This window comes from Sphaerisporangium sp. NPDC051017, assembly GCF_040683095.1.
Lineage (GTDB): Bacteria > Actinomycetota > Actinomycetes > Streptosporangiales > Streptosporangiaceae > Sphaerisporangium.
In genome coordinates, this window is record NZ_JBFBCI010000012.1 from 38,560 (window position 1) to 59,986 (window position 21,427).

Sequence of the window (21,427 nt, forward strand, 5' to 3'; positions counted from 1 at the left end):
CGGGGATATTAGGTGGCCGATCCGGTTTGCCCGGTCCTAACGTTAATCGGATGAACAGCCAACCAAAGCCCAGGCCAGAGACGGTCATCCGCCCCATGGACGAGTCGGATTGGCCGCAATGGGTGGAGATCGACCAAGAAGCCTTCGTCGAGGACTACAGCCCCGCGCGGGTCGAGCGGTTCAAGGCCCTGATGGAGTTCGACCGCATGCTCGGCGCCTACGACGGCGACCGGCTGGTGGGTTCCACGGTGGGCCTGAGTCTGACCATGACGCTGCCCGGCGGGCCACGCCCCGTATGCGGTGTATCGGCCGTTTGTGTCATACCCTCGCATCGGCGCAGAGGCATCCTGTCCAGGCTCATGCGCACCCAGCTCGAAAGCCTGCACGAGGGCGGCGAACCCGTGGCGCTGCTGTACGCCTCCGAAGGGGCCATCTACGGCCGGTTCGGCTACGGCAGGGCCGTGGACAACCTGTTCTTCCGCATCCCGACGCGCGGCGCGCGGCTCGCCGACCACGCGCCGTCGGACCCCTCGCTGCGGCTGCGCGTGGTGCGTCCGGCCGCGGCCCGCGGCGACCTGGAGAAGGTGTTCGAGTCCGTCCTGCCGAGCCGTCCCGGCCTGTACCGGCGCAGCCCGGCGATGTGGGACGCGATCCTGGCCGACGACGAAAAGTCCCGCCGGGGCAGGTCCTCGCTGCGCTGCGTGGTGGCCGAGGACGACGCCGGGCCGCGAGGCTACGTCCTGTTCCGCGCGAAGGCCGGCGTGACCGACCACGACCTGCCGGACGGCGAGCTACGGGTGTCCGACCTGTTCGGGCTGGACCCGGCGGCGTACGCGCTGCTGTGGCGGCACGTGCTCGAGCGCGACCTGGTCGCGCGGGTGTTCGCCCCGAGCCGGCCGGTGGACGACCCCCTCATGCACCTGCTCACCGAGCCGCGCCTGCTGAACGCCGGCTGGCTGGACGACATGTGGGCGCGCGTGGTGGACGTCGACCGCGCCCTGCCCTACCGCGCCTACTCCGCGCCCGTGGACGTCGTCATCGATGTCACCGACACCTTCTGCCCGTGGAACGCCGGACGGTGGCGGCTGTCCGCCGACGCCTCGGGCGCCACCTGCCACCGCACGAACGACCCGGCCGACATCGAGCTTCCGGTCAGCGTGCTGGGGGCCGCGTACCTGGGCGGACGTGCGCTCGGCTCCTACGAGGCCGCGGGCATCATCCGCGAGACGCGGCCGGGGGCGATCCGCGCGCTGTCGGCGGCCATGTCCTGGGAGACCCGCCCGTGGGGAGGACTCATCTTCTAAACAGCGTTCATGGCCGCGCCTCCGGCACGGCTGCGGGGCGCCCTTCCCCGAACTGTGCCTATGGCCACGCTCCGCTCGGTGATTCGAGGCGCGGCGGCCTACCATCTGGACATGGCACTTCAGAGCTTGCAGATCACCCCGATCACGGCGATGCGGGCGCGGGACGTCTCGCGCCCGACCGGCGAGCAGCAGGACGCCGCGGACCGGCGCCCCCTGCGCGACGAGGCCACCCGCAAGGCCGACCCCCAGGCGAGGAGGACCGAGGCGACACGCGGCGCCGAGCCCCAGCGCAGACCCGACCCCCGCCACCGCGACTCCTGACCCGCCCGAAGCGAGGCAAGGCGGTGTTCTGGAGTCCTCGCGGGCAAGGGTGAGGAACGATCCCTTGCGCCTGAGGGCGGAAGAACGCCGCCAAAAGGGGCGCCCCGAACCGCCGTGCCGGATGGCACGGCAATAGGCACAGCCCTACGGCAGCGGGGGGATCACTCCGGTGGCCTCGTAGGCCTCGATCTGGGCGATGCGGCGCCTGTGCCTTTCGTCGCCGGAGAACGGGGTCTCCAGGAAGACCTCGACGAAGCGCGCGGCCTCCTCGTGCGAGTGCATGCGCGCGCCCAGGCTGATGACGTTGGCGTCGTTGTGGCGGCGGGCCAGCTCGGCAGTCTCCTCGCTCCAGGCGAGGGCCGCGCGGATGCCGCGCACCTTGTTGGCGGCGATCTGCTCGCCGTTACCCGAGCCGCCGATCACCACGCCGAAGCTGCCCGGGTCGTTGGCCACGGCCTCGGCGGCGCGGAATATGAAAATCGGGTAGTCGTCCTCGGCGTCGTAGACGAAGGGACCTTCGTCCACGGCCTCGTGACCCCGCTCCTTGAGCGTCGAGACCAGGTGATTCTTCAGTTCGTAGCCGGCGTGATCGGCGGCGATGTAGACGCGCACCCCCCTATTGTCGCAGTCCCGTCCGGCGCGGGTCCATCAGGCCGCGCCGTACGGGCGGCGGGCGCGCCACCGGCCCCGATTCCATTACAGTAATAGGCACTACGCCAGGTGACCTCTTACAGGAGAGCTTCATGCGCGAGATCCGCGTGATCGGTGACCCCGTCCTGCGCACCCCCGCCGATCCGGTCACGGAGTTCGACAGGGATCTGCGCAGGCTCGTCGACGAGATGATGGAGGCGATGTACGCCGCCGACGGCGTCGGGCTGGCCGCGCCGCAGATCGGCGTGTCCAGGAGGTTGTTCGTCTACGACGCCGCAGGGCGCAAGGGGCACGTGATCAACCCCGAGCTGACCGTCGACGACGCCGACGAGGTCCTGGACGAGGAGGGTTGCCTGTCGGTGCCCGGCCGCGAGACCGGAAAGCCCCTGTACGCGCGCACGCCCCGCGCGGCCGGCGTCTCGGTGAGCGGGTTCGACCGGCTCGGGCGGCCGGTCCGGCTGAAGGCCCGGGGCCTGCTCGCCCGCTGTTTCCAGCACGAGTACGACCACCTCGAAGGCATCCTGTACGTCGACCGCCTGGCCAAGGACGCCGCGCGCAAGATCCTCCTGCAGACCCCCTGACCCCGCCTCAGGCGTCCACCGCGATCCTGCGGCGCACCAGCCGCGCGACGGGCCTGAGCACGAGCGCCAGGCCCGCGAGCAGCAGCCCGGCGACGACCGTCCACTCGTTCGAGCCCCCGGGGCCGTAGACATGGCCGGGCCTGCCAGTGTCGAAGGCGGGCGAGGCCGCCCCCGGGGTGAACGTGCCCCGCTCGCTGCCGTAGAAGGCGATCCCGTCCCGCACGACCCTGCCGTCCGCGGACCGGAACGTGCCGAGCCAGGAGCACTGCCCGTGACCCGGGTGCTCGACGCACTCCAGCCGCCGTGCGGTGAAGGTGCCCTGCGTGCCCTGGCCGCGCAGGGCCGCCAGCGCGGGGCCGGCGTTCTGCAGGGCGAGCACGACCAGCAGCAGGCCGCCGAGCGCCAGCGCGACGTCGAACGCGCCGATCCGCCGGACCCGTCGCGTGCCCTGCCCCGCCGCCGTGCTCACAACTGCAGGGACTTGAGCTCGAAGTACTCCTCCAGCCCGAACTCGCCGAGCTCGCGGCCGATGCCGGACTGCTTGTAGCCGCCGAACGGCGCTGCGGGGTTGAACCGGCCGCCGTTGATCGCCACCTGGCCGGTGCGCAGCCGCCGGGCCACGGCCACCGCCTCGTCCCGCGTGCGTGCCCACACCGCGCCCGCCAGGCCGTACGGCGTACCGTTGGCGATCTCGACGGCCTCGTCCTGCGTGGCGTAGGGGACGATCGACAGCACCGGGCCGAAGATCTCTTCCTGCTCGATCGCCATGCCGGGCTCGACCCCGGCGAAGACGGTCGGCTCGACGAAGTAGCCCGGCCCTGGGGGGACGCCGCCGCCGGCGACGAGCCGGGCGCCTTCCTCCTGTCCCCGGGTGATGTACCGGGCCACGCGGTCGCGCTGGGCGGCCGACACCAGGGGGCCGAGGCGGGTCGCCGGGTCGAAGGGGTCGCCGACGGTGTAGCCGGACGCGGCGTCCACGGCGCGCTCGACGGCCTCGTCGTAGGAGTCGCGGTGGACGAGCATGCGCGTCCACGCCGAGCAGGTCTGGCCCGAGTTCACGAAGGCGTTGGCGACGCCCGCCTTGACGGCCGCGCCGAGGTCGGCACCCGGCAGGATGATGTTGGCCGACTTGCCCCCGAGCTCCAGCGCCACCCGCTTGACCGTCTCCGACGCCAGGGCGGCGACGCGCCTGCCCGCGCGGGTGGAGCCGGTGAAGGAGACCATGTCGACGTCCGGGTGGGCGGCGATCGCCTCGCCGACGACCGGGCCCCGGCCGCTGACCATGTTGAACACCCCGGCGGGCAGGCCCGCCTCGTGGAAGATCTCGGCGAGCGCGTACGCGGCCAGGGGGGCCACCTCGCTCGGCTTGAGCACGACGGTGCATCCGGCCGCGAGGGCGGGGGCGACCTTGCAGACGACCTGGTGCAGTGGGTAGTTCCACGGCGTGATGGCCCCGACGACGCCGGCGGGCTCGCGCAGGACCAGCGAGTTGCCGACGCGCGTCCCGGCCTCGGAGAGCTCTTCGGCCAGGCGGGCGTGGTCGGCCAGCACCCCGGCGGGCATGAGCGTCTGCACCTTGAGCGCCAGGCCGTAGGGCGCGCCCATGTCGGTGGCGATCGTCCTGGCGACCTCCTCGGCGCGGGCCTTGAGCAGGTCGGCCGCCGATCTCAGCAGCTTGCCGCGCTCGGCGGGCGTGGTGGCGGCCCACGCGGGGAAGGCCTCGCGCGCGGCGGCCACGGCGCGGTCGACGTCCGCCGCCGACCCCGCGGGCACGTGGCCGATGACCTTCTCGGTCGCCGGGTCGATCACCTCGACCGCCTCGCCCGACGCGGAGTCGGCCCAGGTTCCTTGCACGTAGAGCTGCCGCATACCCCTCACCCCTCGCACGGGTTCACAGCCCGATCCGACCACGGCTCACAGGGCGCCGCAACCCTCGGCGGCGCCCCGTACGCGTTCCGTGATCAGTCGAAGATCGGAGAGCGGGTGCGCGAGCGCTTCAGCTCGAAGAAGCCGTCGGTGCCGGCGACCAGGAGCACACCGTCCCAGAGCTTGGCCGCGTCCTCTCCCTTCGGGGCCGGGGAGACGACCGGGCCGAAGAAGGCCACGTCGCCGACGGCGATGACCGGCGTGCCGACCTCCTGGCCGACGAGGTCGATGCCCTTCGCGTGCGACCGGCGGATGGCCTCGTCGTGGTCGGTGACGTCGGCGGCGTCGACGAGGCTCGGGTCGAGGCCCGCGGCCTCCAGCGCCTCGGCGACGACCTCGCGGAAGACGGCGGAGGCCGCGCCCGCGTCGTCGCTCATGTCGACGCTCTTGAGGCGGCCCTGGTTGTGGATGCGGGTGCCGAGCTCGGTGTAGAGCGTGCCGAGGACGTCCTCGCCGTACTTCTCGGCGGCGGCCTGCAGGACGCGGACGGGCTTGATGGCGTGCTTGAGGATCAGGCGGTATTCCTCGGAGATGTCCTTGTCCTCGTTCAGCACGGCGAGGCTCATGATGTGCCACCGCGGCTCGACCGGCCGCACGGCGGCGACTTCGTGGAGCCAGCGAGACGTCATCCAGGCCCATGGGCAGATGGGGTCGAACCAGAAGTCCACCGGGGTTCGTTCAGTCATGGCCGTCTTCCTGCTCGTGATTCCAGTAGCTCGCAGCCACAACCTCCGCCGCCCCGGCTTATATTCCCCCGAATCCGGTAGGGAATTGAAGCCGATCATCACCGGCACCGTCGTCACCATGCGTAACCGCCGTCACGGTCTTGGCGTGCAGGGTCCGAAGTCCTTGACTAAATCCCGACTTTTCCAACTTCGGCCGTTCGCGCGGCCCCTCTTGCCCGGCGCTTCGCGGCGAGCGTAAGCCCCTTCACCGGCGGGGGAAGGAGCGCTTCCGGTGCGGCATTCCGGCGACCGACGTGGCAGGATTCATGCATTCCTCTCGCGAAGGGGCGGGGGAGATTGTGATGAGGAGCGGATGTGGCAGGCAACCTGACCCGTGACGAAGCCCGGGAGCGAGCCCGACTGCTGAAGGTCGAGTCCTACTCGGTCGAACTCGACCTCACCGAAGGTGACGAACGGTTCGAAAGCATCACATCGGTCCGCTTCTCCTGCACCGACCCCGGCGCGGCCTCCTTCATCGAACTGGCGGGCGCCAAGCTCCGCTCGGCCGTCCTCAACGGCGCCGACCTCGACGTCGCCACGTACGACGCCGAGACCGGCCGTCTGCCCCTGCCCGCGCTCGCGGCCGAGAACGAGCTGCGCGTCGACGCCGACTGCACCTACATGCGCACCGGCGAGGGCCTCCACCGCTTCGTCGACCCCGTCGACCAGAAGGTGTACCTGCACTCGCAGTTCGAGACTGCCGACGCCCACCGCATGTACGCCTGCTTCGACCAGCCCGATCTGAAGGCGACGTTCGAGCTCGCCGTGCTCGCCCCGGCCGACTGGGAGGTCATCTCCAACGCCGCCCCCGACTCCGTCGAGGACCTCGAGGAGCACCGCGGCCGCCACGGCACGCTGCGGACCGCCAAGCGCTGGCACTTCCCGTCCACCCCGGTGATGTCCACCTACATCACCGCGCTGATCGCCGGGCCCTACTCCGTGGTCCGCGACGAGCACGACGGCATCCCGCTCGGCGTCTACTGCCGCGCCTCCCTCGCCGAGCACCTCGACGCCGGCAACGTGCTCGAGGTCACCAAGCAGGGCTTCGACTTCTTCCACCGCGTCTTCGGCCTGCGCTACGCCTTCGGCAAGTACGACCAGATCTTCGTCCCCGAGTTCAACGCGGGCGCGATGGAGAACGCCGGCGCGGTCACCTTCCTGGAGGACTACATCTTCCGCTCCCGCGTCACCGACGCGATGGTGGAGCGCCGCGCCGAGACGATCCTGCACGAGATGGCGCACATGTGGTTCGGCGACCTGGTCACCATGCGCTGGTGGGACGACCTGTGGCTGAACGAGTCCTTCGCCACCTACATGTCGGTGCTGTGCCAGGCCGAGGCCACCCGCTGGGGCCAGGGGTCCTGGACGACGTTCGCCAACGTCGAGAAGTCGTGGGCCTACCGTCAGGACCAGCTCCCCTCCACCCACCCCATCGCCGCGGACATCCCCGACATGCAGGCCGTCGAGGTCAACTTCGACGGCATCACCTACGCCAAGGGCGCCGCGGTGCTCAAGCAGCTCGTCGCCTATGTCGGGCTGGACAACTTCCTGGCGGGCGTGCGCGACTACTTCGGCGAGCACGCCTGGGGCAACACCGAGCTGAAGGACCTGCTGTCCGCCCTGGAGCGCACCTCGGGCCGCGACCTGTCCTCCTGGTCCAAGGAATGGCTGGAGACCGCCTGGGTCAACACGCTGCGCCCGTCCTTCACGGTCGACCCCGAGGGCAGGTTCCTCAACTTCGAGGTGCTCCAGGAGGCACCGGCCGACTACCCGACGCTGCGTTCCCACCGCGTCGCCATCGGTCTGTACTCCCGAGACGGCGACGCCCTGGTGCGCGTCAAGCGGGTCGAGCTCGACGTGGTCGGCGCCCGCACTCCTGTGAAGGAGCTCATCGGCGAGGCGCAGCCCGACCTCGTCCTGATCAACGACGACGACCTGACGTACGCCAAGATCCGCCTGGACGATCGGTCGCTGCGCACGCTGGTCGACGGCGGCATCGCGGCCTTCTCCGAGTCCCTGCCCCGCGCCCTGTGCTGGTCGGCGGCCTGGGACATGACGCGCGACGCCGAGATGGCGACGCGCGACTACGTCCGGCTGGTCACCTCCGGAGTCCACTCGATCACCGACATCACGGTGCTGCAGACCGTCCTGCGCCAGGCGCGCCTCGCCGCCCAGCAGTATGCCGACCCGGCCTGGCGCGAGACCGGCATGGCCGAGCTGTCGGCGGCGCTGCGCGGCCTGATCGCCTCGGCCGAGCCCGGATCCGACCACCAGCTCTCCTACGTCAACGCGTTCACCACCGGCGCCACCTCGCCCGGCGACCTGGCCTACGTCAAGGCGATCCTCGACGGCACCGACGTCCCGGAGGGGCTCACCGTCGACGCCGACCTGCGCTGGACGCTGATCCACGCCCTGGTCTCCGGCGGGGTCCACTCCGCCGAGGACATCGCCGAGGAGCTGCGGCGCGACCCGACGGCCACCGGCGAGCGCTCGGCCGCCCTGTGCCAGGCGGCGATCCCGACCGCCGAGGCCAAGGCCGAGACCTGGGCGTCCATCACCGGCGGCACGCTGAGCGGCGCGGTGCTGCGCTCGACGATCGTCGGATTCATGGACCCGCACCACGTCGACCTGCTCCAGCCGTTCGGCGAGCCGTTCTTCGACGAGGTCGGCCGCATCTACAAGGAGTGGACGTTCGACACCGCGTCGCGCTTCGCGATCGGGTGCTACCCCGTGCTGCTGATCGAGCCCGCCACGGTCGCCCGCACGCAGGACTACATCTCCGCCGAGGAGCCGCCGCACGCGCTGCGCCGTCTCCTGCTGGAGGGCGCCGACAGCATCAGCCGGGCACTGCGCGCCCGCGCCAAGGACGCCGCGGCCGGCTGACCCTCCACGGAGCCCGCCCCGCCCACGTGCGGCGCGGCGCTCGCAGGACGCGTCCCTCTCCGAGCCAGGCCCACCCGACGCTCAAGTCCGGTTGAGCGTCGGGCGGGCCGGTCGGCCTCGCGCCCCGCGCACTTCAGCGCCCTGTAAGCGGGCTGCAACCAAACGGGTGTGACATGGGAGCCTGAGCGCGACAGCGGCCGTTTACAGCGGACCACCGCGGGTCTACTGTGCGCGCTGTAATCGCACGTCCGGGAGGCCCCCCTTGATCGCTCTAGCCGTCGTCGCAGTTCTCGCCGTCCTTCTCGTCCTCCTCCTCGTCCTCCTCCTCGTCTCGACCTACAACGGCCTCGTCAGGAAGCGCGGCGCGGTGGACAACGCCTGGGCGCAGATCGACGTCCAGCTCAAGCGTCGTCACGATCTGATCCCCAACCTCGTCGAGACCGTCAAGGGATACGCCACCCACGAGCGCGGGACGCTGGAGGCCGTGGTGGCCGCCCGGCACCAGGCGCTCATGGCCCAGGGCCCGCGTGACCAGGCCTCCGCCGAGAACATGCTCACCGGAGCGCTGAAGAACCTGTTCGCGGTCTCCGAGGCCTACCCCGACCTGAAGGCCAACGCGAACTTCGCGGTCCTCCAGGAGGAGCTCGCGACCAGCGAGAACCGCATCGCCTACGCCCGTCAGTACTACAACGACGCCGTCCTCGCCTACAACAACGGCATCCAGACGGTCCCGGCGAACGTGGTGGCGGGCATGACGGGCTTCCAGGCCCGCGAGTACTTCCAGGCCCCGGGCGAGGAGCGCGGCCCGGTCCAGGTCCGCTTCTAACCCCGCGGCCATGGTCTACTTCCTCGCGGCGGCGGTGGCCGCCGGGCTCTGGCTGCTGCTGCTGGCGATGTTCGCCCTCGCCACCCGTTCCCCGGACGTCACGCCGGGGCCGCCCACGAGCGAGCTCCGCGAGGAGTCCCCCGCCCTGGTCGACCTGATCACCGGCAACTGGCGGCTCTGCGACGAGGCCGTCGCGGCGACGCTGCTCGACCTCGCGGCCCGGGGCGCGGTCGAGATCGAGGAGGTCGGCCCGGAGCTGTCCCTCGTCCGGCTGCGCGAGCCGAAGACCCCGCTGCGGCCGTACGAGAAGCTGGTGCACGACCACGTGCGGTCGCTGGCCACCGACGGCGTGGTGGCGACCGGGGCGCTGGCCGAGGGCGCGCGCAACCTCGGCCGGTGGTGGAAGAGCTTCCGCAAGAAGGTCATCGCGGAGGCGCGCGAGCGGGGGCTGTCGCGGCTGCGCTGGAACCGGTCCCAGGTGGTGGTGCTCACCGCCGCCGCGGCGGTGCCCGCGATCCTGTTCGGCGCCGCCGTGGCCGCGACCGCAGAGAAGGACGGCTTCGGCGCCGGCCTCGGCGCGGCGATCGTGTCGATGGGCCTGCTGAGCATGCTGATGGACCGGCTGAACGGCGAGCGCGGGACGGCCGAGGGCGCCCGGGTGGCCGGGTATTGGATGGGCGTGCGCGAGCACCTGGCCGCGGGCCGCGGGTTCGCCGAGCAGCCCGCCGCGGCCGTCACCATCTGGGGGCGGCACCTGGCGTACGCCGCCGCCCTGGGGCTCGCGGGGCGCGCGGTGAACAGCCTGCCTGTCGGCCGTCCCGCCGACGACCGGCGGGCCTGGTCCGACTACGGCGGCATGTGGCACGTCGTCAACGTGACCTATCCCCGGCGGACCCTCCGGGGACGCCCGCCGGGACAGGCCGTGCTGCGCGGTCTGGCCGCCGCGTTCTTCACCGGGTTCTGGCTGTGGTTCATCGGCATCGCCGCCCAGGCCCTGATCGGCTGGCCGGGGTCGCTGCCCGTGCCGGTGGCCCTCCTCGGCGCGGCCCTCGTGGGCGGCACGCCGATCGTCCTGGCCCTCGCCGACATCGCGGGCAAGGCCGAGGTGGAGGGGCAGATCGTCCGGCTGCGCGCCTTCAAGACCGGTGACGACGACAGCCCGCGCTACACGTACTGGATCGCGCTGGACGACGGCCGCGCGCGGGACGTACGGGCGTACGGCCTCACGGCCGACGTGTATCAGCCGCTCACCGAGGGCGACCTCGTGAAGGCCCGCGTCTACCGCAGGCTCGGCTGGGTCGAGTCGGTCGAGGTCGTCGGCAGGTCGCGGCACCGTGAGCCCGCCTCGTACGACGACACCGGCGAGCACCTGCTGGAGGCCCCCGAGAACGTCGGCGAGATCCCCGTGTTCGGCCGCTCCCGCGCCGAGCCGGCCCAGGAGGCGGGCGACGACGCGCCGGGAGGCCCGTCCTCACTGCTCACCCCCGCCGACCTACGGCTGGCGCTCGGCGTGGACTTCGGGTCCGGCGGCGCGTTCCCCGACGGCGAACTGCCCCTGCCGTCCTGGCTGCGGGCGCGCTCGCGGCGCTACGAGGCGACCGGGCCCACGCCCGTCACCGTCGACGTCCACGCCGCCGAGGGCACGAGCGGCGGCTACCTGATGGTGCTCGGCGGCCTGCTCAGCCGGGCCAACGGAACGCCGGTCCCCGGGCTGGGGCGAGCCGCCATGCTGTACCCCGGCGTGGTCTCGGCGCGGACCGCGCGGGGCGCCTTCGCGATCCACGTGCACTCCCCCGCGGGGCCGCCGCATCCCGACGCGCTCGTGGGCCTGGCCCGGATCGCGGTCGAACGCTCCGAGGGGAGGTCACCCGTCGCGTGAGAGGGTGTCTTGGTGAAATCGCCCCTCGATCTTCTCACCGAGCTGGCCCGCAGGTACGCGTTCGCCGACCTCGGCGCCCTGGCCCCGCAGGTGGTGCCGGAGGCCGTGCTGATCCCCGCGCTGTGTGAGTTCGGACAGCGCCTGCTGACGCTGGACGCCGAGGATTTCGCCGCCGAGGTCGACCACAAGGCCGTGCGCGGGGACCTGCGGCGGCGGGCCCGCGACTGCCACATGCCGCAGACGCCCCGCGAACAGCCGCGCGGGGCCCTCGCCTCGCTCAGGCCCGCCTACGGGCTGCTGCTGGAGGTCATCAGGATCCGCTGGGAGCGGCGTGAGCTGAGCTCGATGATGGCCGCGCTGCACATCGCCGGGGAGTACCTGCCGTTGCTGGCGTTCGAGCCGGTGCTCGGCCACTCCGGCGACCCGGCGCGCTGGCCGGAGGGGCTGCGCGCCGAGGGCAGCCGGTTCGGCGTGATCGGCGACCGCGACTGCGACCACACCAAGTCCGAGAAGTCGGCCGCCGAGCGCACGCTGCGGGTCGCCCACGAGCCGCCGGAGGGCTGGCGGGCGTACTTCGACCGCCAGCACAGCCAGCTCGCGGGGGCGTTCGCGACCTGTGTGGCCCGGTGCCGCAATCCGTGCACGGCGATGGACTGGGTGCCCGAGGGCGAGCGCGAGAGCCTCGCCCTGCGGTGCAAGGTGGCGCTGACGTTCGCCGACACCCCGCTGGTGCGCCTGCGCCACGCCGCGCCCGTCGGCCACGGCTTCGGGGTGCCCTCGCCGGAGGAGGTGCTGGACGCCTGGGCGCGCAGCCGCGCCCACCTGGACAAGAACGGCGTGGGCCACCGCGCGACCCGGGACGACGGCTTCCCGCTGCCGGGACTGCCGAGCCTGTTCGGCGCGGTGGCCGGTACGCCGATCCGGCCCGCGACGCTGCTCGCGGACGTCGCGGGCGAGCTGGTCAGGCTGCTGAGGACGCCCGTGACGCACAGCCGCCACGCGTGAGCCGGGCGACGGGAGCGGGCGCCTCACCAGACGGTGGGGCGCCGCTCCCCCCAGAACCCGCCGACCGCCGCCTCGACCTGCGCCGACAGCGAGATCAGCGTGGCCTCGTCCCCGAAGCGTCCCGCCAGCATGACACCGATGGGCAGCCCGGCGTCCGTCCAGTGCAGGGGCAGGTTGACGGCGGGCTGGCCGCTCACGTTGTACGTCGCCGCGAACGGCGCGAAGCGCTCCATGCGGTCGAACGTCTCCTGCGGGTCCTCGACGTCCTCGAACCAGCCCACCGGCACGGGAGGCCGGGTGAGGGTGGGGGTGAGCACCGCGTCGAACTCGTTCATGACGAGGAACGCGAACCGGGTGGCGGTCTGCAGGGCCGCCTGCGCCTGCAGGAAGGCCGGGGCGCTGGTGGCGAACCCGCGCTCGCGCAACCACCGCGTCAGGGGCCGCAGCTTCGGTTCGAGCGAGGGATCCACCGGGTGCATGCAGGCGAAGCAGAACCACAGCTTCTCGAACTCGCCCACGATGGAGGCGTCGAACGGCGCGGGCATGTCGACGATCTCGTGGCCGAGCGAGGCCAGCAGCCGCGAGGCGCTCTCGTAGGCGGCGAGGACGTCGGGGTGGACCTCGGTGCCGGGCACGACGGCCGTGGCGTACCGGCCGATCCTGAGCCGGCCCGGCTCGCGCGTGACCGCCTCGGTGAAGCCGACCGGGGACGGCGGGGCGTGGTACAGGTCGCCGGGCTGGTTGTGCGCCATGACCTCCAGCAGCGCGGCGGCGTCGGCGACCGTGCGGGTGATCGGGCCGTTGGTGGACAGGCCGGCCAGGTCCGGGACGATCGGCGCGAACGAGATGCGCCCCCGCGTGGGCTTCAGGCCGAACAGGCCGCACACCGAGGCGGGGATGCGGATCGACCCGGCACCGTCGCTGCCGTGCGCGGCGGGGGCGAGCCCGGCCGCGACCGCCGCCGCGGCGCCGCCGCTCGAACCGCCGGCCGACCTGGTCAGGTCCCACGGCGTGCGGGACGGGGGCGAGACGTCGGTCTCGGTGTAGCAGGGAAGGCCGAACTCCGGCGTGGCGGTCTTGCCCAGCATGATCGTGCCGGCGTCGCGCAGGCGGTCGACCACACTGTCGCTCACGGGCGCGACGAACCCCTCGTAGGTCGCGGAACCGAACAGGGTGGGGACGTCCTTGACGAGGTTGAGGTCCTTGATCGGGACGGGGACGCCGAGCAGCGGCGGGAGGTCCCCGCCGCGCATCACCAGTTCCTCGGCCTCCCGCGCCTGCTCCAGCGCGCGCTCGGGGACCGGCGTGACGAAGGCGCCGACCTCGGGGTCGAGTCGCTCGACACGCTCCAGATAGTGCTTGGTGATCTCTACCGGCGACAGCTCTCTGGAGCGTACGGCCGCGGCCAGCTCCAGGGCTGTGAGATCATGTATGTGCGCCACGCTTTCGCACAGTAGGGCCTATGACCACGAGTTATCTAGAGAGAAAAGGGTTAGATACCCGGCTTTTCGCCCTACGATGCGGGAACGTGCGGCCACAAAAATGTGAACTAGACAACACTAGGCACACCCTTGAGCGTCAACTACCGTGAGTTACGTGGATTCCGGTCTAGAACCTGACGACGGTCACAATACATCACCTATTTGGGTGAGTGACCGCCCCTCGGAGCCGAAATCACGGCCCCAGGCTCCCGAGGCGACTTACGCGCCCGTCGAGCGCGTCTCTCTCATGGCGCTGCTTCAGCAGCCCAAATACCGGCATCTGCGGGTGCGCGCCCTCATCGCCGTCGGCGCGGCGTTCCTCGTGGGCATCCCCATGTGGAGCTGGCGCCTCGGCCTGGTCGCCGCGATCATCGCCGCGATCGCCGACACCGTGTACCGCGCGCGCACGACCTCGACGATCGGGCCCTGGCGGCGCGCCTCGGCGGCCGAGCGCCGCACCGAGGCGCAGCTGAAGAAGCTCGAGCGCAACGGCTACCTCACGCTGCACGCCCGCGGCTTCCCCGACAGCGACGCCCAGGTCGACCATCTGGTCGTCGGGCCCACCGGGGTTTACGCGGTCGACTCCGAGAATTGGGACAAACGGCTTCCGGTCCGGGTCCAGTCCCACCGCAAGCTGTTCCACGGCCCGTTCAACCAGAAACCGCGCCTCGACGAGGCCCGCTGGGAGGCGTCCCAGGCGAGCGAGCTGATCGGCAAGGCGCTGGGACGCGAGATCGCCGTGGTGCCGTCCCTGGCGATCTACGGCCCGGCCATCCCGTGGAAGATCCTCAACATCCGCGAGGTGGACGTCTTCGACGGCTCGCGCGTGCGCAAGTGGATCACCAACCGGGAACGTTCCCTCACCGAGGACGAGGTCGAGGCCATCTACGCCGCCGCCGAGCAGGTCCTTCCGGCGCGCTATCCCGAGAGCTGACCGTCCCTAAGGCCTTCGGGGTTCCCGTCACCTGTTCCACCACTGCCCCCGGGAGCCCCGAAGGATTTCCGCCCCCACGGTGTCCAGCCCGTGGACCGCGGGTCTCGTCAGGCGGGCGTTGGCCGTACCATTTGAAGACTCAGCGTGAAGCCTTCCGCGTGAAGGCTCAGCGGTAGTAGTCGTCGGATGGGAGAACGGTCATGCCGGCCCTCAGGTCTCGTACGGTCACTCATGGCAGGAACATGGCGGGGGCCCGCGCCCTCCTCCGGGCCACGGGCGTAGCCGGCGGCGACCTCGGCAAGCCGATCGTCGCGGTGGCCAACAGCTTCACCCAGTTCGTCCCCGGCCACGTCCACCTGCGCGAGGTGGCCGACGTGGTCGCGCAGGGCGTGCGCGAGGCCGGAGCCGTCCCCCGCGAGTTCAACACCATCGCCGTCGACGACGGCATCGCCATGGGCCACGGGGGCATGCTCTACTCCCTGCCCTCCCGCGAGCTGATCGCCGACGCGGTCGAGTACATGGTCAACGCCCACTGCGCCGACGCGCTGGTCTGCGTCTCCAACTGCGACAAGATCACCCCGGGCATGCTGCTGGCCGCGTTCCGGCTCAACATCCCGACGGTCTTCGTCTCCGGCGGCCCCATGGAGGCCGGCAAGACCCCGGGCCGCAAGCTCGACCTGATCGACCCCATGATCGCCGCCGCGGACGACAGCGTCTCTGACGCCGACCTGCTGGAGATGGAGGAGAACGCCTGCCCGACCTGCGGGTCCTGCAGCGGCATGTTCACCGCCAACTCGATGAACTGCCTCACCGAGGCGATCGGCCTGGCCCTTCCGGGCAACGGCACCACGCTCGCCACCCATACGGCCCGCAGGGCCCTGTTCGAGAAGGCCGGGCGCCAGGTCGTCGAGATCACCCGCCGTTACTACGAGCAGGACGACGCGTCGGTGCTGCCGCGCAACATCGCCACCCGCGACGCCTTCGAGAACGCCATGGCGCTGGACGTCGCGATGGGCGGCTCGACGAACACGATCCTCCACCTGCTGGCCGCGGCCCGCGAGGCGGGCGTCGACTTCGGCCTGAAGGAGATCAACGAGCTCTCCCTGCGGGTGCCGTGCCTGTGCAAGGTCGCGCCCGCCACGGCGAAGTACCACGTCGAGGACGTCCACCGGGCGGGCGGCGTCCCGGGCATCCTGGGCGAGCTGGACCGCGCGGGGCTGCTGCACCGCGACGCGCACAGCATCCACGCGTCCTCCCTGACCGAGTACCTCTCCGCCTGGGACCCGCAGTCGCCCACCGTGACCGACGAGGCGCTGGAGCTGTGGCACGCCGCGCCGGGCAACGTCCGGACGGTCAAGGCCTACTCGCAGAGCGCCCGGTGGGACTCGCTGGACCTGGACCGCGCCGAGGGCTGCATCCGCGACCTCGGCCACGCCTACACCCGTGACGGCGGCCTGGCGGTCCTGTACGGCAACCTCGCGCCCGACGGCGCCATCGTCAAGACGGCGGGCGTCGACGAGTCGATCTGGAAGTTCAGCGGCCCGGCCGTGGTGTTCGAGTCGCAGGAGGACGCGGTCGACGGCATCCTCGGCAACCGGGTGTCGGCCGGCGATGTCGTAGTAATCCGCTACGAGGGGCCGAAGGGCGGTCCCGGCATGCAGGAGATGCTGTACCCGACGAGCTTCCTGAAGGGCAAGGGGCTCGGCAAGGCGTGCGCGCTCGTCACCGACGGGCGGTTCTCCGGCGGGACGTCCGGCCTGTCCATCGGCCACGCCTCGCCCGAGGCGGCCGAGGGCGGCGTCATCGCCCTGGTCGAGGACGGCGACCTGATCGAGATCGACATCCCCGGGCGGAGCATCGAGCTGAAGGTCTCCGAGGCCGAGCTGGCGGCGCGCCGCGAGCGCGTGTCGGCCGATCTCGGCGGCTACCGTCCGCGCGAGCGCACCCGCCCGGTCAGCGCGGCCCTGCAGGCCTACGCCGCGCTCACGACCTCGGCCTCCACGGGCGCCTCGCGCGACCTGTCCCAGCTCTCCCACTGATCTGCGGACGCCGGGAGGGTGCGGCCCTCGCGGCCGCACCCTCCCGGGGGTTAGATGATCGTCACCCGCAGGTCACGAAGAGTCGCCTCCGAGATGGCGTTTCCGGGATCGGGTGTTCGAAAAATGTCGGTGCCCGGCGGTAGTCTAGCGGTATGGCAAACGTCACCACGCCCCTTCTGACGACCGCCGAAATCGCCGCTCTCGCCTTGTCTTTGGCCCATCTTGGTGAAGGTCCCCAAGCGGTGACCGCCCGCCGGGGCCTGCGCTCGGTTTTCGAACAGCTCGACCTCGACGACGAGGTGATCGCCGAGACGCTGGACACGCTGACCACTCCCCTGCCTTCCGACGTGGCGAGGCGCGCCCGCACGATCGCCGGCGCGGTGACCGGCCGCCAGGTCGTGCGGCTGCACTATCGCGACGCCGGCGGCCGCGTCACCTCGCGTGACGTCGAGCCGGTCACCTGCCTGGTCCACCGCGACCACTGGTATCTCGTGGGCTGGTGCCGCTCGGCGGCGGGCATCCGGGCGTTCCGGTTCGACCGCATCGTCGCGGTGGAGCCGACGCTGGTGCCCGCGCGTCCCCACCGCGCCGAGCGCTACCTGCCATTCCAGCGGAGAAAGGCCGCCTGACCGGTCACCCTCGGCCCGGCCGCGCACCTCGGCGGCCGGGTCCTTCCTTGCCCGGACGGGGGCGTTCCGTGGACCGCGGTGGGCGGACTTCAGAGGCGACGGGCGTCAGCCGCAGCAGCCTCCGCCGCAGCACCCGCCACCTCCGGCGGAGCGGGGGGCCTGGGCGCCGCCCGTGACGGCGACCGTCGACAGCAGCTTCACCGTGTCGTCGTGCCCCTCGGGGCAGACGGCGGTGTCGCTCGCGGCGGACATGGGGCGCGAGAGCTCGAAGGTCGATCCGCAGGCGCGGCAGCGGTAGTCGTAACGCGGCATGCCCTCAGAGTACGACGAACAGGCCGGTCGGCGGCACCCGCTGAACACACACTGCGCGATCGGCCCCCGGGGCCGGCGCCTGGATGGCGGTCCGGCCCCGCGGGACACGCGTCAGGCCGCCGTCTCCTCGAGGTACGGCGCCCATTGCGGGTCGCCGTCGAGCTGGGCCCCGATGAGCCGCCAGTGGACGCCTCTCGGCACGACCGGCGCGACGCGCAGCGTCCAGCCGATCTCTTCCAGCAGGCGGTCGGCCTTGCGGTGGTTGCACTGCATGCACGAGGCGACGCAGTTCTCCCACGTGTGGAGACCGCCCCGCGAGCGGGGCTGCACGTGGTCGATGGTCTCCGCGCGCAGGCCGCAGTAGGCGCACCGGTAGTCGTCCCTGCGCATGAGCGCGGCCCGGGTGAGCGGGATGCGCGAGCGGTAGGGAATGCGGACATATCTCCTCAACCGGATGACCGAGGGGACGTCGACCGTCTTCGACGCGGAGCGCAGCACGGCGCCTCGGCCGTCACGATGGACGACGTCCGCCTTCTCCCTGATCACCAGGATGACGGCCCGGTGCAGGTTGAGGGTGGTCAGCGGCTCGAAGGTGGCATTCAGCAGCAGGACCTGGCGCATCAGCCGGCCCTTCGTGCCATGTAGGTCGTCGAAAGGGATGCGCCGCGGCGCACCCCGTCTTGCGGCCCGTCGTCTTGGGCCCCGGATGATTCCGTCACGTGGACCTCCGCCGGACGGCCCAGCGGATGGGTTCCACGGCGCCGCCCTTCAGCAAGTGTGGCCTTTCGGTCGACTCTCCCGCCACCCCAATTAACGGTCGTGTCTCCAAGACCCCGCCTTCCGTTTTATGTCCGGTTGGCCCTGGTAAGCAAACCTATTGGGTAAAGATCACTCTGGATCGGCGACGATCCACCGGATCGGCCACCGGTGCGGAGATTGGGAAAACCATGTCTCACCACCGGTAAGGGGGGTGCCATAAGCTCGCTACATGACGCGAGTGCCGTACCCGAACGCACACCGGGACGCCGTGGTCGACGACTACCACGGCACACCGGTGCCCGACCCGTACCGCTGGCTGGAGGACGCCGGGAGTCCCGCCGCCAAAGAGTGGCTCGACGCGCAGGGTGATCTGTTCGCCAAGACGACGGCCACGTCTCCCCGGCGTGACACCTTCCGCGACCGCATCACCGAGCTCGTGCGCTCGGGCACGGTCGGCGCCCCCGCGTGGCGCGGCGACCGGCGCTTCTTCATGCGCCGCACGCCCGGCCAGGAGCACGCCGTGCTCTACACCGTCGGCCCCGACGAGGTCGAGCACGTCCTGCTCGACCCGATGGCGATGGACCCCTCCGGCCTGACCACGATCGACTCCTGGCAGCCGGACAAGGAGGGGCGGCGGCTCGCGTACCAGATCTCGGTGGGCGGCGACGAGGAGTCCCGTCTGCACGTCATCGACGTCGCGACCGGCGAGCGGCTGGACGGGCCGATCGACCGCTGCCGCTACTCCCCGATCGCCTGGATCCCCGGCGGCGAGGCGTTCTACTACGTCCGGCGGCTGCCCCCGGAGGATCTCCCCGAGGCGGAGCGCCAGTTTCACCGCCGCGTCTATCTCCACCGCCTCGGCACGCCCACCGAGCAGGACGTCCTGATCTTCGGCGACGGCCTGGAGAAGACCAACTACTACGGCGTCTCGGTGTCGAGGGACGGCCGCTGGCTGACCGTCTCCGCCTCACGTGGCACGGCTCCGCGCAACGACCTGTGGGTGGCCGACCTCTCGGCGTCCTCCCTGGAGGCGCCCGCGTTCGTGACGGTTCAGGAGGACGTGGACGCGCAGACCAGCCTTCTGTTCGGCCGCGACGGCCGGCTGTACGTCTTCAGCGACCGCGACGCGCCCCGCGGCCGCCTGTGCGTGACCTCGCCCGACCGGCCGCAGCACGAGAACTGGCGCGACCTCGTCCCCGAGGACCCCGAGGCGGTGCTGAGCGACTTCGCGATCCTCGACGACCTGGAGCGCCCGGTCATGCTGGTCGGCTGGACGCGTCACGCGATCAGCGAGATCTCCGTGCACGATCTGGCCACCGGCGAGAAGATCGGCGACGTGCCGACCCCCGGGCTGGGCTCGATCGGCGGCATCACCGAGCGCCCCGAAGGCGGGTACGAGGCGTGGTTCGGCTACACCGACCACACCAGCCCGCCGAGCATCCAGCGCTACGACGCCCGCACCGGCGAGACCACGCTGTGGGCGGCCTCCCCGGGCGCCGTGAAGGTTCCCGAGGTCACCACCGAGCAGGTCGTCTACCGCTCCGCCGACGGCACCGAGGTCCACATGATCGTGGTGTCCCGGCCCGGCTCCGGCCCCCGCCCGACCATCCTGTACGGCTACGGCGGGTTCGGCCTGCCGATGACGCCGGGCTTCTCCGCCACGACCCTGGCCTGGGTCGAGGCCGGGGGCGTCTACGCGGTGGCGCAGCTGCGCGGCGGCGGCGAGCAGGGCGAGGAATGGCACCGCGCCGGCATGCTCGCCCACAAGCAGAACGTCTTCGACGACCTGCACGCCGCGGCCGAGCACCTGATCGCCACAGGCGTGACCACCCCGGGGCAGCTCGCGATCTCCGGCGGCTCCAACGGCGGCCTGCTGGTCGGCGCGGCCCTCACCCAGCGTCCCGAGCTGTACGCGGCGGTGGCCTGCTCGGCGCCGCTGCTCGACATGGTCAGGTACGAGAAGTTCGGCCTCGGCGCCACCTGGAACGTCGAGTACGGCTCGGCGGACATCCCCGAGGAGTTCTCCTGGCTGTGGAGCTACTCGCCCTACCACCACGTCCGCGAGGGCGTGCGGTATCCGGCGACGCTGTTCATGGTCTTCGCCTCCGACACCCGGGTGCACCCACTGCACGCCTGGAAGATGTGCGCCGCGCTCCAGCACGCCCAGGCGCCGGACGGGCCGCCCATCCTGCTGCGCAACGAGGCCGAGGTCGGGCACGGGGCGCGGGCGGTGAGCCGCTCGGTGGAGCTGCTGGCCGACCAGCTCGCGTTCCTGGCCCAGCACACCGGCCTCACCGCCTGAGCGGCGCCCTCAAGCGCTCTCAGCGGGGGAAGACGATCGTCTTGTGGCCGTCCAGCAGGACGCGCTGTTCCGCGTGCCAGCGGACGGCCCGGGCGAGCGCGAGCCGCTCGACATCCCGGCCCATCGCGGCGAGGTCGTCGGGTGAGTGGGTGTGGTCCACCCGCGCGACCTCCTGCTCGATGATCGGCCCCTCGTCGAGGTCGGCGGTCACGTAGTGCGCGGTCGCGCCGATCAGCTTCACCCCGCGCGAGTACGCCTGGTGGTAGGGCTTGGCGCCCTTGAACGACGGCAGGAACGAGTGGTGGATGTTGATCACCCTGCCGCTGAGCTTGGCGCACAGGTCAGCCGAGAGCACCTGCATGTAGCGGGCCAGCACGACCAGGTCGGCGCGGTAGTGGTCGACCAGCGTGAGGACCTCGGCCTCCTGGCGCGGCTTGGTCTCCGGCGTCACCGGCAGGTGGTGGAAGTCGATGCCGTACGACTGGGTGAGCGGCCGCATGTCGGGGTGGTTGGAGACGACGGCGACGATCTCGATGTCCAGCAGGCCCGACCGCGTGCGGTACAGCAGGTCGTTCAGGCAGTGGCCGAGCTTGCTGACCATCACCAGCACGCGGGGCTTGACCCCGAGGTCGTGCAGGCGGAACTCCATGGCGATCTCGGGGACGAGCGCGGCGAAGGCCGTGCGCAGCTCGTCCTCGGGCAGCGAGGAGGTGAACTGCACGCGCATGAAGAAGCGCCCGGCCACCGGGTCGCCGAACTGCTGGCTCTCGGTGATGTTGCACTGGCGCGCGGCCAGCAGCCCGGAGACCGCCGCCACCACGCCCGGCTTGTCCGGACAGGACAAGGTCAGTACATATTCGGAGCCCACCG

Annotated in this window: 19 protein-coding genes; 11 read left to right on the forward strand and 8 right to left on the reverse strand. The window is 71.5% G+C overall.

Features of this window, described 5'->3' with window-relative positions; all coding sequences use genetic code 11:
• The first annotated feature begins 50 nt into the window (after nucleotides 1–50).
• Both AB0M95_RS13190 and AB0M95_RS13195 read left to right on the forward strand, forming a co-directional pair.
• The gene (locus AB0M95_RS13190) at nucleotides 51–1,304 is read left to right on the forward strand and encodes a GNAT family N-acetyltransferase (RefSeq protein ID WP_363763035.1); all 1,254 of its coding nucleotides are present in this window, start codon (nucleotides 51–53) and stop codon (nucleotides 1,302–1,304) included.
• A gap of 111 nt (nucleotides 1,305–1,415) precedes the next feature.
• Nucleotides 1,416–1,625: a hypothetical protein gene (locus tag AB0M95_RS13195; RefSeq protein ID WP_363763038.1), complete on the forward strand. Its 210-nt coding sequence runs from the start codon at nucleotides 1,416–1,418 to the stop codon at nucleotides 1,623–1,625.
• 144 nt (nucleotides 1,626–1,769) lie between these two features.
• Here the strand turns inward: AB0M95_RS13195 and AB0M95_RS13200 are convergent, their stop codons facing one another.
• Nucleotides 1,770–2,237: a ribose-5-phosphate isomerase gene (locus AB0M95_RS13200; RefSeq protein WP_358523787.1), complete on the reverse strand. Its 468-nt coding sequence runs from the start codon at nucleotides 2,235–2,237 to the stop codon at nucleotides 1,770–1,772.
• Between the two features lie 131 nt (nucleotides 2,238–2,368).
• On the opposite strand from AB0M95_RS13200, the gene def reads away from it, so the two are divergent.
• Nucleotides 2,369–2,857 carry a peptide deformylase gene (gene def, locus AB0M95_RS13205; RefSeq protein WP_363763041.1) on the forward strand — a complete coding sequence of 163 codons (489 nt, stop codon included), beginning with the start codon at nucleotides 2,369–2,371 and terminating at the stop codon, nucleotides 2,855–2,857.
• Nucleotides 2,858–2,864: 7 nt separating this feature from the next.
• Here def and AB0M95_RS13210 read toward each other — a convergent pair whose 3' ends face one another.
• The 3 genes from AB0M95_RS13210 to AB0M95_RS13220 form a co-directional block, all read right to left on the reverse strand.
• Nucleotides 2,865–3,326: a hypothetical protein gene (locus AB0M95_RS13210; protein WP_363763044.1), complete on the reverse strand. Its 462-nt coding sequence runs from the start codon at nucleotides 3,324–3,326 to the stop codon at nucleotides 2,865–2,867.
• Nucleotides 3,323–4,726, reverse strand: a complete 1,404-nt coding sequence (locus AB0M95_RS13215) for an aldehyde dehydrogenase family protein (protein WP_363763047.1) — start codon at nucleotides 4,724–4,726, stop codon at nucleotides 3,323–3,325. The genes AB0M95_RS13210 and AB0M95_RS13215 overlap by 4 nt, the downstream gene beginning before the upstream one ends.
• Before the next feature lie 92 nt (nucleotides 4,727–4,818).
• Nucleotides 4,819–5,469 carry a disulfide bond formation protein DsbA gene (locus AB0M95_RS13220; RefSeq protein WP_363763049.1) on the reverse strand — a complete coding sequence of 217 codons (651 nt, stop codon included), beginning with the start codon at nucleotides 5,467–5,469 and terminating at the stop codon, nucleotides 4,819–4,821.
• Between the two features lie 354 nt (nucleotides 5,470–5,823).
• Here AB0M95_RS13220 and pepN point away from each other — a divergent pair, with 354 nt between their 5' ends.
• The 4 genes from pepN to AB0M95_RS13240 all read left to right on the forward strand — a co-directional run bounded on the left by pepN (nucleotide 5,824) and on the right by AB0M95_RS13240 (nucleotide 12,101).
• A complete protein-coding gene (gene pepN / locus AB0M95_RS13225; RefSeq protein WP_363763052.1) occupies nucleotides 5,824–8,391 on the forward strand; it encodes an aminopeptidase N in 2,568 nt (855 codons plus the stop codon).
• A 262-nt stretch (nucleotides 8,392–8,653) separates the two neighbouring features.
• Nucleotides 8,654–9,217, forward strand: a complete 564-nt coding sequence (locus tag AB0M95_RS13230; protein ID WP_363763055.1) for a LemA family protein — start codon at nucleotides 8,654–8,656, stop codon at nucleotides 9,215–9,217.
• A gap of 10 nt (nucleotides 9,218–9,227) precedes the next feature.
• Entirely contained in the window at nucleotides 9,228–11,096 is a 1,869-nt protein-coding gene (locus AB0M95_RS13235) for a hypothetical protein (RefSeq protein ID WP_363763058.1), read from the forward strand.
• Nucleotides 11,097–11,108: 12 nt separating this feature from the next.
• Nucleotides 11,109–12,101, forward strand: a complete 993-nt coding sequence (locus tag AB0M95_RS13240) for a hypothetical protein (RefSeq protein ID WP_363763061.1) — start codon at nucleotides 11,109–11,111, stop codon at nucleotides 12,099–12,101.
• Between the two features lie 23 nt (nucleotides 12,102–12,124).
• Here AB0M95_RS13240 and AB0M95_RS13245 read toward each other — a convergent pair whose 3' ends face one another.
• Nucleotides 12,125–13,543, reverse strand: coding sequence for an amidase (locus AB0M95_RS13245; RefSeq protein WP_363763064.1), 1,419 nt, complete (start codon nucleotides 13,541–13,543; stop codon nucleotides 12,125–12,127).
• Between the two features lie 286 nt (nucleotides 13,544–13,829).
• Here AB0M95_RS13245 and AB0M95_RS13250 point away from each other — a divergent pair, with 286 nt between their 5' ends.
• From AB0M95_RS13250 to AB0M95_RS13260, 3 genes are all read left to right on the forward strand, one after another.
• Nucleotides 13,830–14,516, forward strand: a complete 687-nt coding sequence (locus AB0M95_RS13250) for a nuclease-related domain-containing protein (RefSeq protein ID WP_363763067.1) — start codon at nucleotides 13,830–13,832, stop codon at nucleotides 14,514–14,516.
• A gap of 200 nt (nucleotides 14,517–14,716) precedes the next feature.
• Nucleotides 14,717–16,555 carry a dihydroxy-acid dehydratase gene (gene ilvD, locus AB0M95_RS13255; RefSeq protein WP_363763070.1) on the forward strand — a complete coding sequence of 613 codons (1,839 nt, stop codon included), beginning with the start codon at nucleotides 14,717–14,719 and terminating at the stop codon, nucleotides 16,553–16,555.
• 242 nt (nucleotides 16,556–16,797) lie between these two features.
• Nucleotides 16,798–17,184 (forward strand): WYL domain-containing protein, encoded by a 387-nt coding sequence (locus AB0M95_RS13260; RefSeq protein ID WP_363763073.1) that lies wholly within the window; start codon nucleotides 16,798–16,800, stop codon nucleotides 17,182–17,184.
• Nucleotides 17,185–17,289: 105 nt separating this feature from the next.
• On the opposite strand, the gene AB0M95_RS13265 is transcribed toward AB0M95_RS13260, so the two are convergent.
• Together AB0M95_RS13265 and AB0M95_RS13270 are read right to left on the reverse strand one after the other, a co-directional pair.
• The gene (locus AB0M95_RS13265; protein WP_358523822.1) at nucleotides 17,290–17,496 is read right to left on the reverse strand and encodes a zinc ribbon domain-containing protein; all 207 of its coding nucleotides are present in this window, start codon (nucleotides 17,494–17,496) and stop codon (nucleotides 17,290–17,292) included.
• 111 nt (nucleotides 17,497–17,607) lie between these two features.
• Nucleotides 17,608–18,117, reverse strand: a complete 510-nt coding sequence (locus AB0M95_RS13270) for an HNH endonuclease (RefSeq protein ID WP_358523825.1) — start codon at nucleotides 18,115–18,117, stop codon at nucleotides 17,608–17,610.
• Between the two features lie 367 nt (nucleotides 18,118–18,484).
• Between AB0M95_RS13270 and AB0M95_RS13275 the strand changes: the two genes are divergently transcribed.
• Nucleotides 18,485–20,557 (forward strand): prolyl oligopeptidase family serine peptidase, encoded by a 2,073-nt coding sequence (locus AB0M95_RS13275; protein ID WP_363763077.1) that lies wholly within the window; start codon nucleotides 18,485–18,487, stop codon nucleotides 20,555–20,557.
• 19 nt (nucleotides 20,558–20,576) lie between these two features.
• Here AB0M95_RS13275 and purU read toward each other — a convergent pair whose 3' ends face one another.
• Entirely contained in the window at nucleotides 20,577–21,425 is an 849-nt protein-coding gene (gene purU, locus AB0M95_RS13280; RefSeq protein ID WP_363763079.1) for a formyltetrahydrofolate deformylase, read from the reverse strand.
• Between the last annotated feature and the right edge of the window lie 2 nt (nucleotides 21,426–21,427).

What these genes read in the sequence shown, in the direction of transcription:
- AB0M95_RS13190 (WP_363763035.1), top strand. Translation starts at nt 51, where the DNA reads ATGAACAGCCAACCAAAGCCCAGGCCAGAGACGGTCATCCGCCCCATG.
- AB0M95_RS13195 (WP_363763038.1), top strand. Translation starts at nt 1,416, where the DNA reads ATGGCACTTCAGAGCTTGCAGATCACCCCGATCACGGCGATGCGGGCG.
- def (WP_363763041.1), top strand. Translation starts at nt 2,369, where the DNA reads ATGCGCGAGATCCGCGTGATCGGTGACCCCGTCCTGCGCACCCCCGCC.
- AB0M95_RS13215 (WP_363763047.1), bottom strand. Translation starts at nt 4,726, where the DNA reads ATGCGGCAGCTCTACGTGCAAGGAACCTGGGCCGACTCCGCGTCGGGC.
- AB0M95_RS13220 (WP_363763049.1), bottom strand. Translation starts at nt 5,469, where the DNA reads ATGACTGAACGAACCCCGGTGGACTTCTGGTTCGACCCCATCTGCCCA.
- AB0M95_RS13235 (WP_363763058.1), top strand. Translation starts at nt 9,228, where the DNA reads ATGGTCTACTTCCTCGCGGCGGCGGTGGCCGCCGGGCTCTGGCTGCTG.
- AB0M95_RS13250 (WP_363763067.1), top strand. Translation starts at nt 13,830, where the DNA reads ATGGCGCTGCTTCAGCAGCCCAAATACCGGCATCTGCGGGTGCGCGCC.
- ilvD (WP_363763070.1), top strand. Translation starts at nt 14,717, where the DNA reads ATGCCGGCCCTCAGGTCTCGTACGGTCACTCATGGCAGGAACATGGCG.
- AB0M95_RS13265 (WP_358523822.1), bottom strand. Translation starts at nt 17,496, where the DNA reads ATGCCGCGTTACGACTACCGCTGCCGCGCCTGCGGATCGACCTTCGAG.
- AB0M95_RS13270 (WP_358523825.1), bottom strand. Translation starts at nt 18,117, where the DNA reads ATGCGCCAGGTCCTGCTGCTGAATGCCACCTTCGAGCCGCTGACCACC.
- AB0M95_RS13275 (WP_363763077.1), top strand. Translation starts at nt 18,485, where the DNA reads ATGACGCGAGTGCCGTACCCGAACGCACACCGGGACGCCGTGGTCGAC.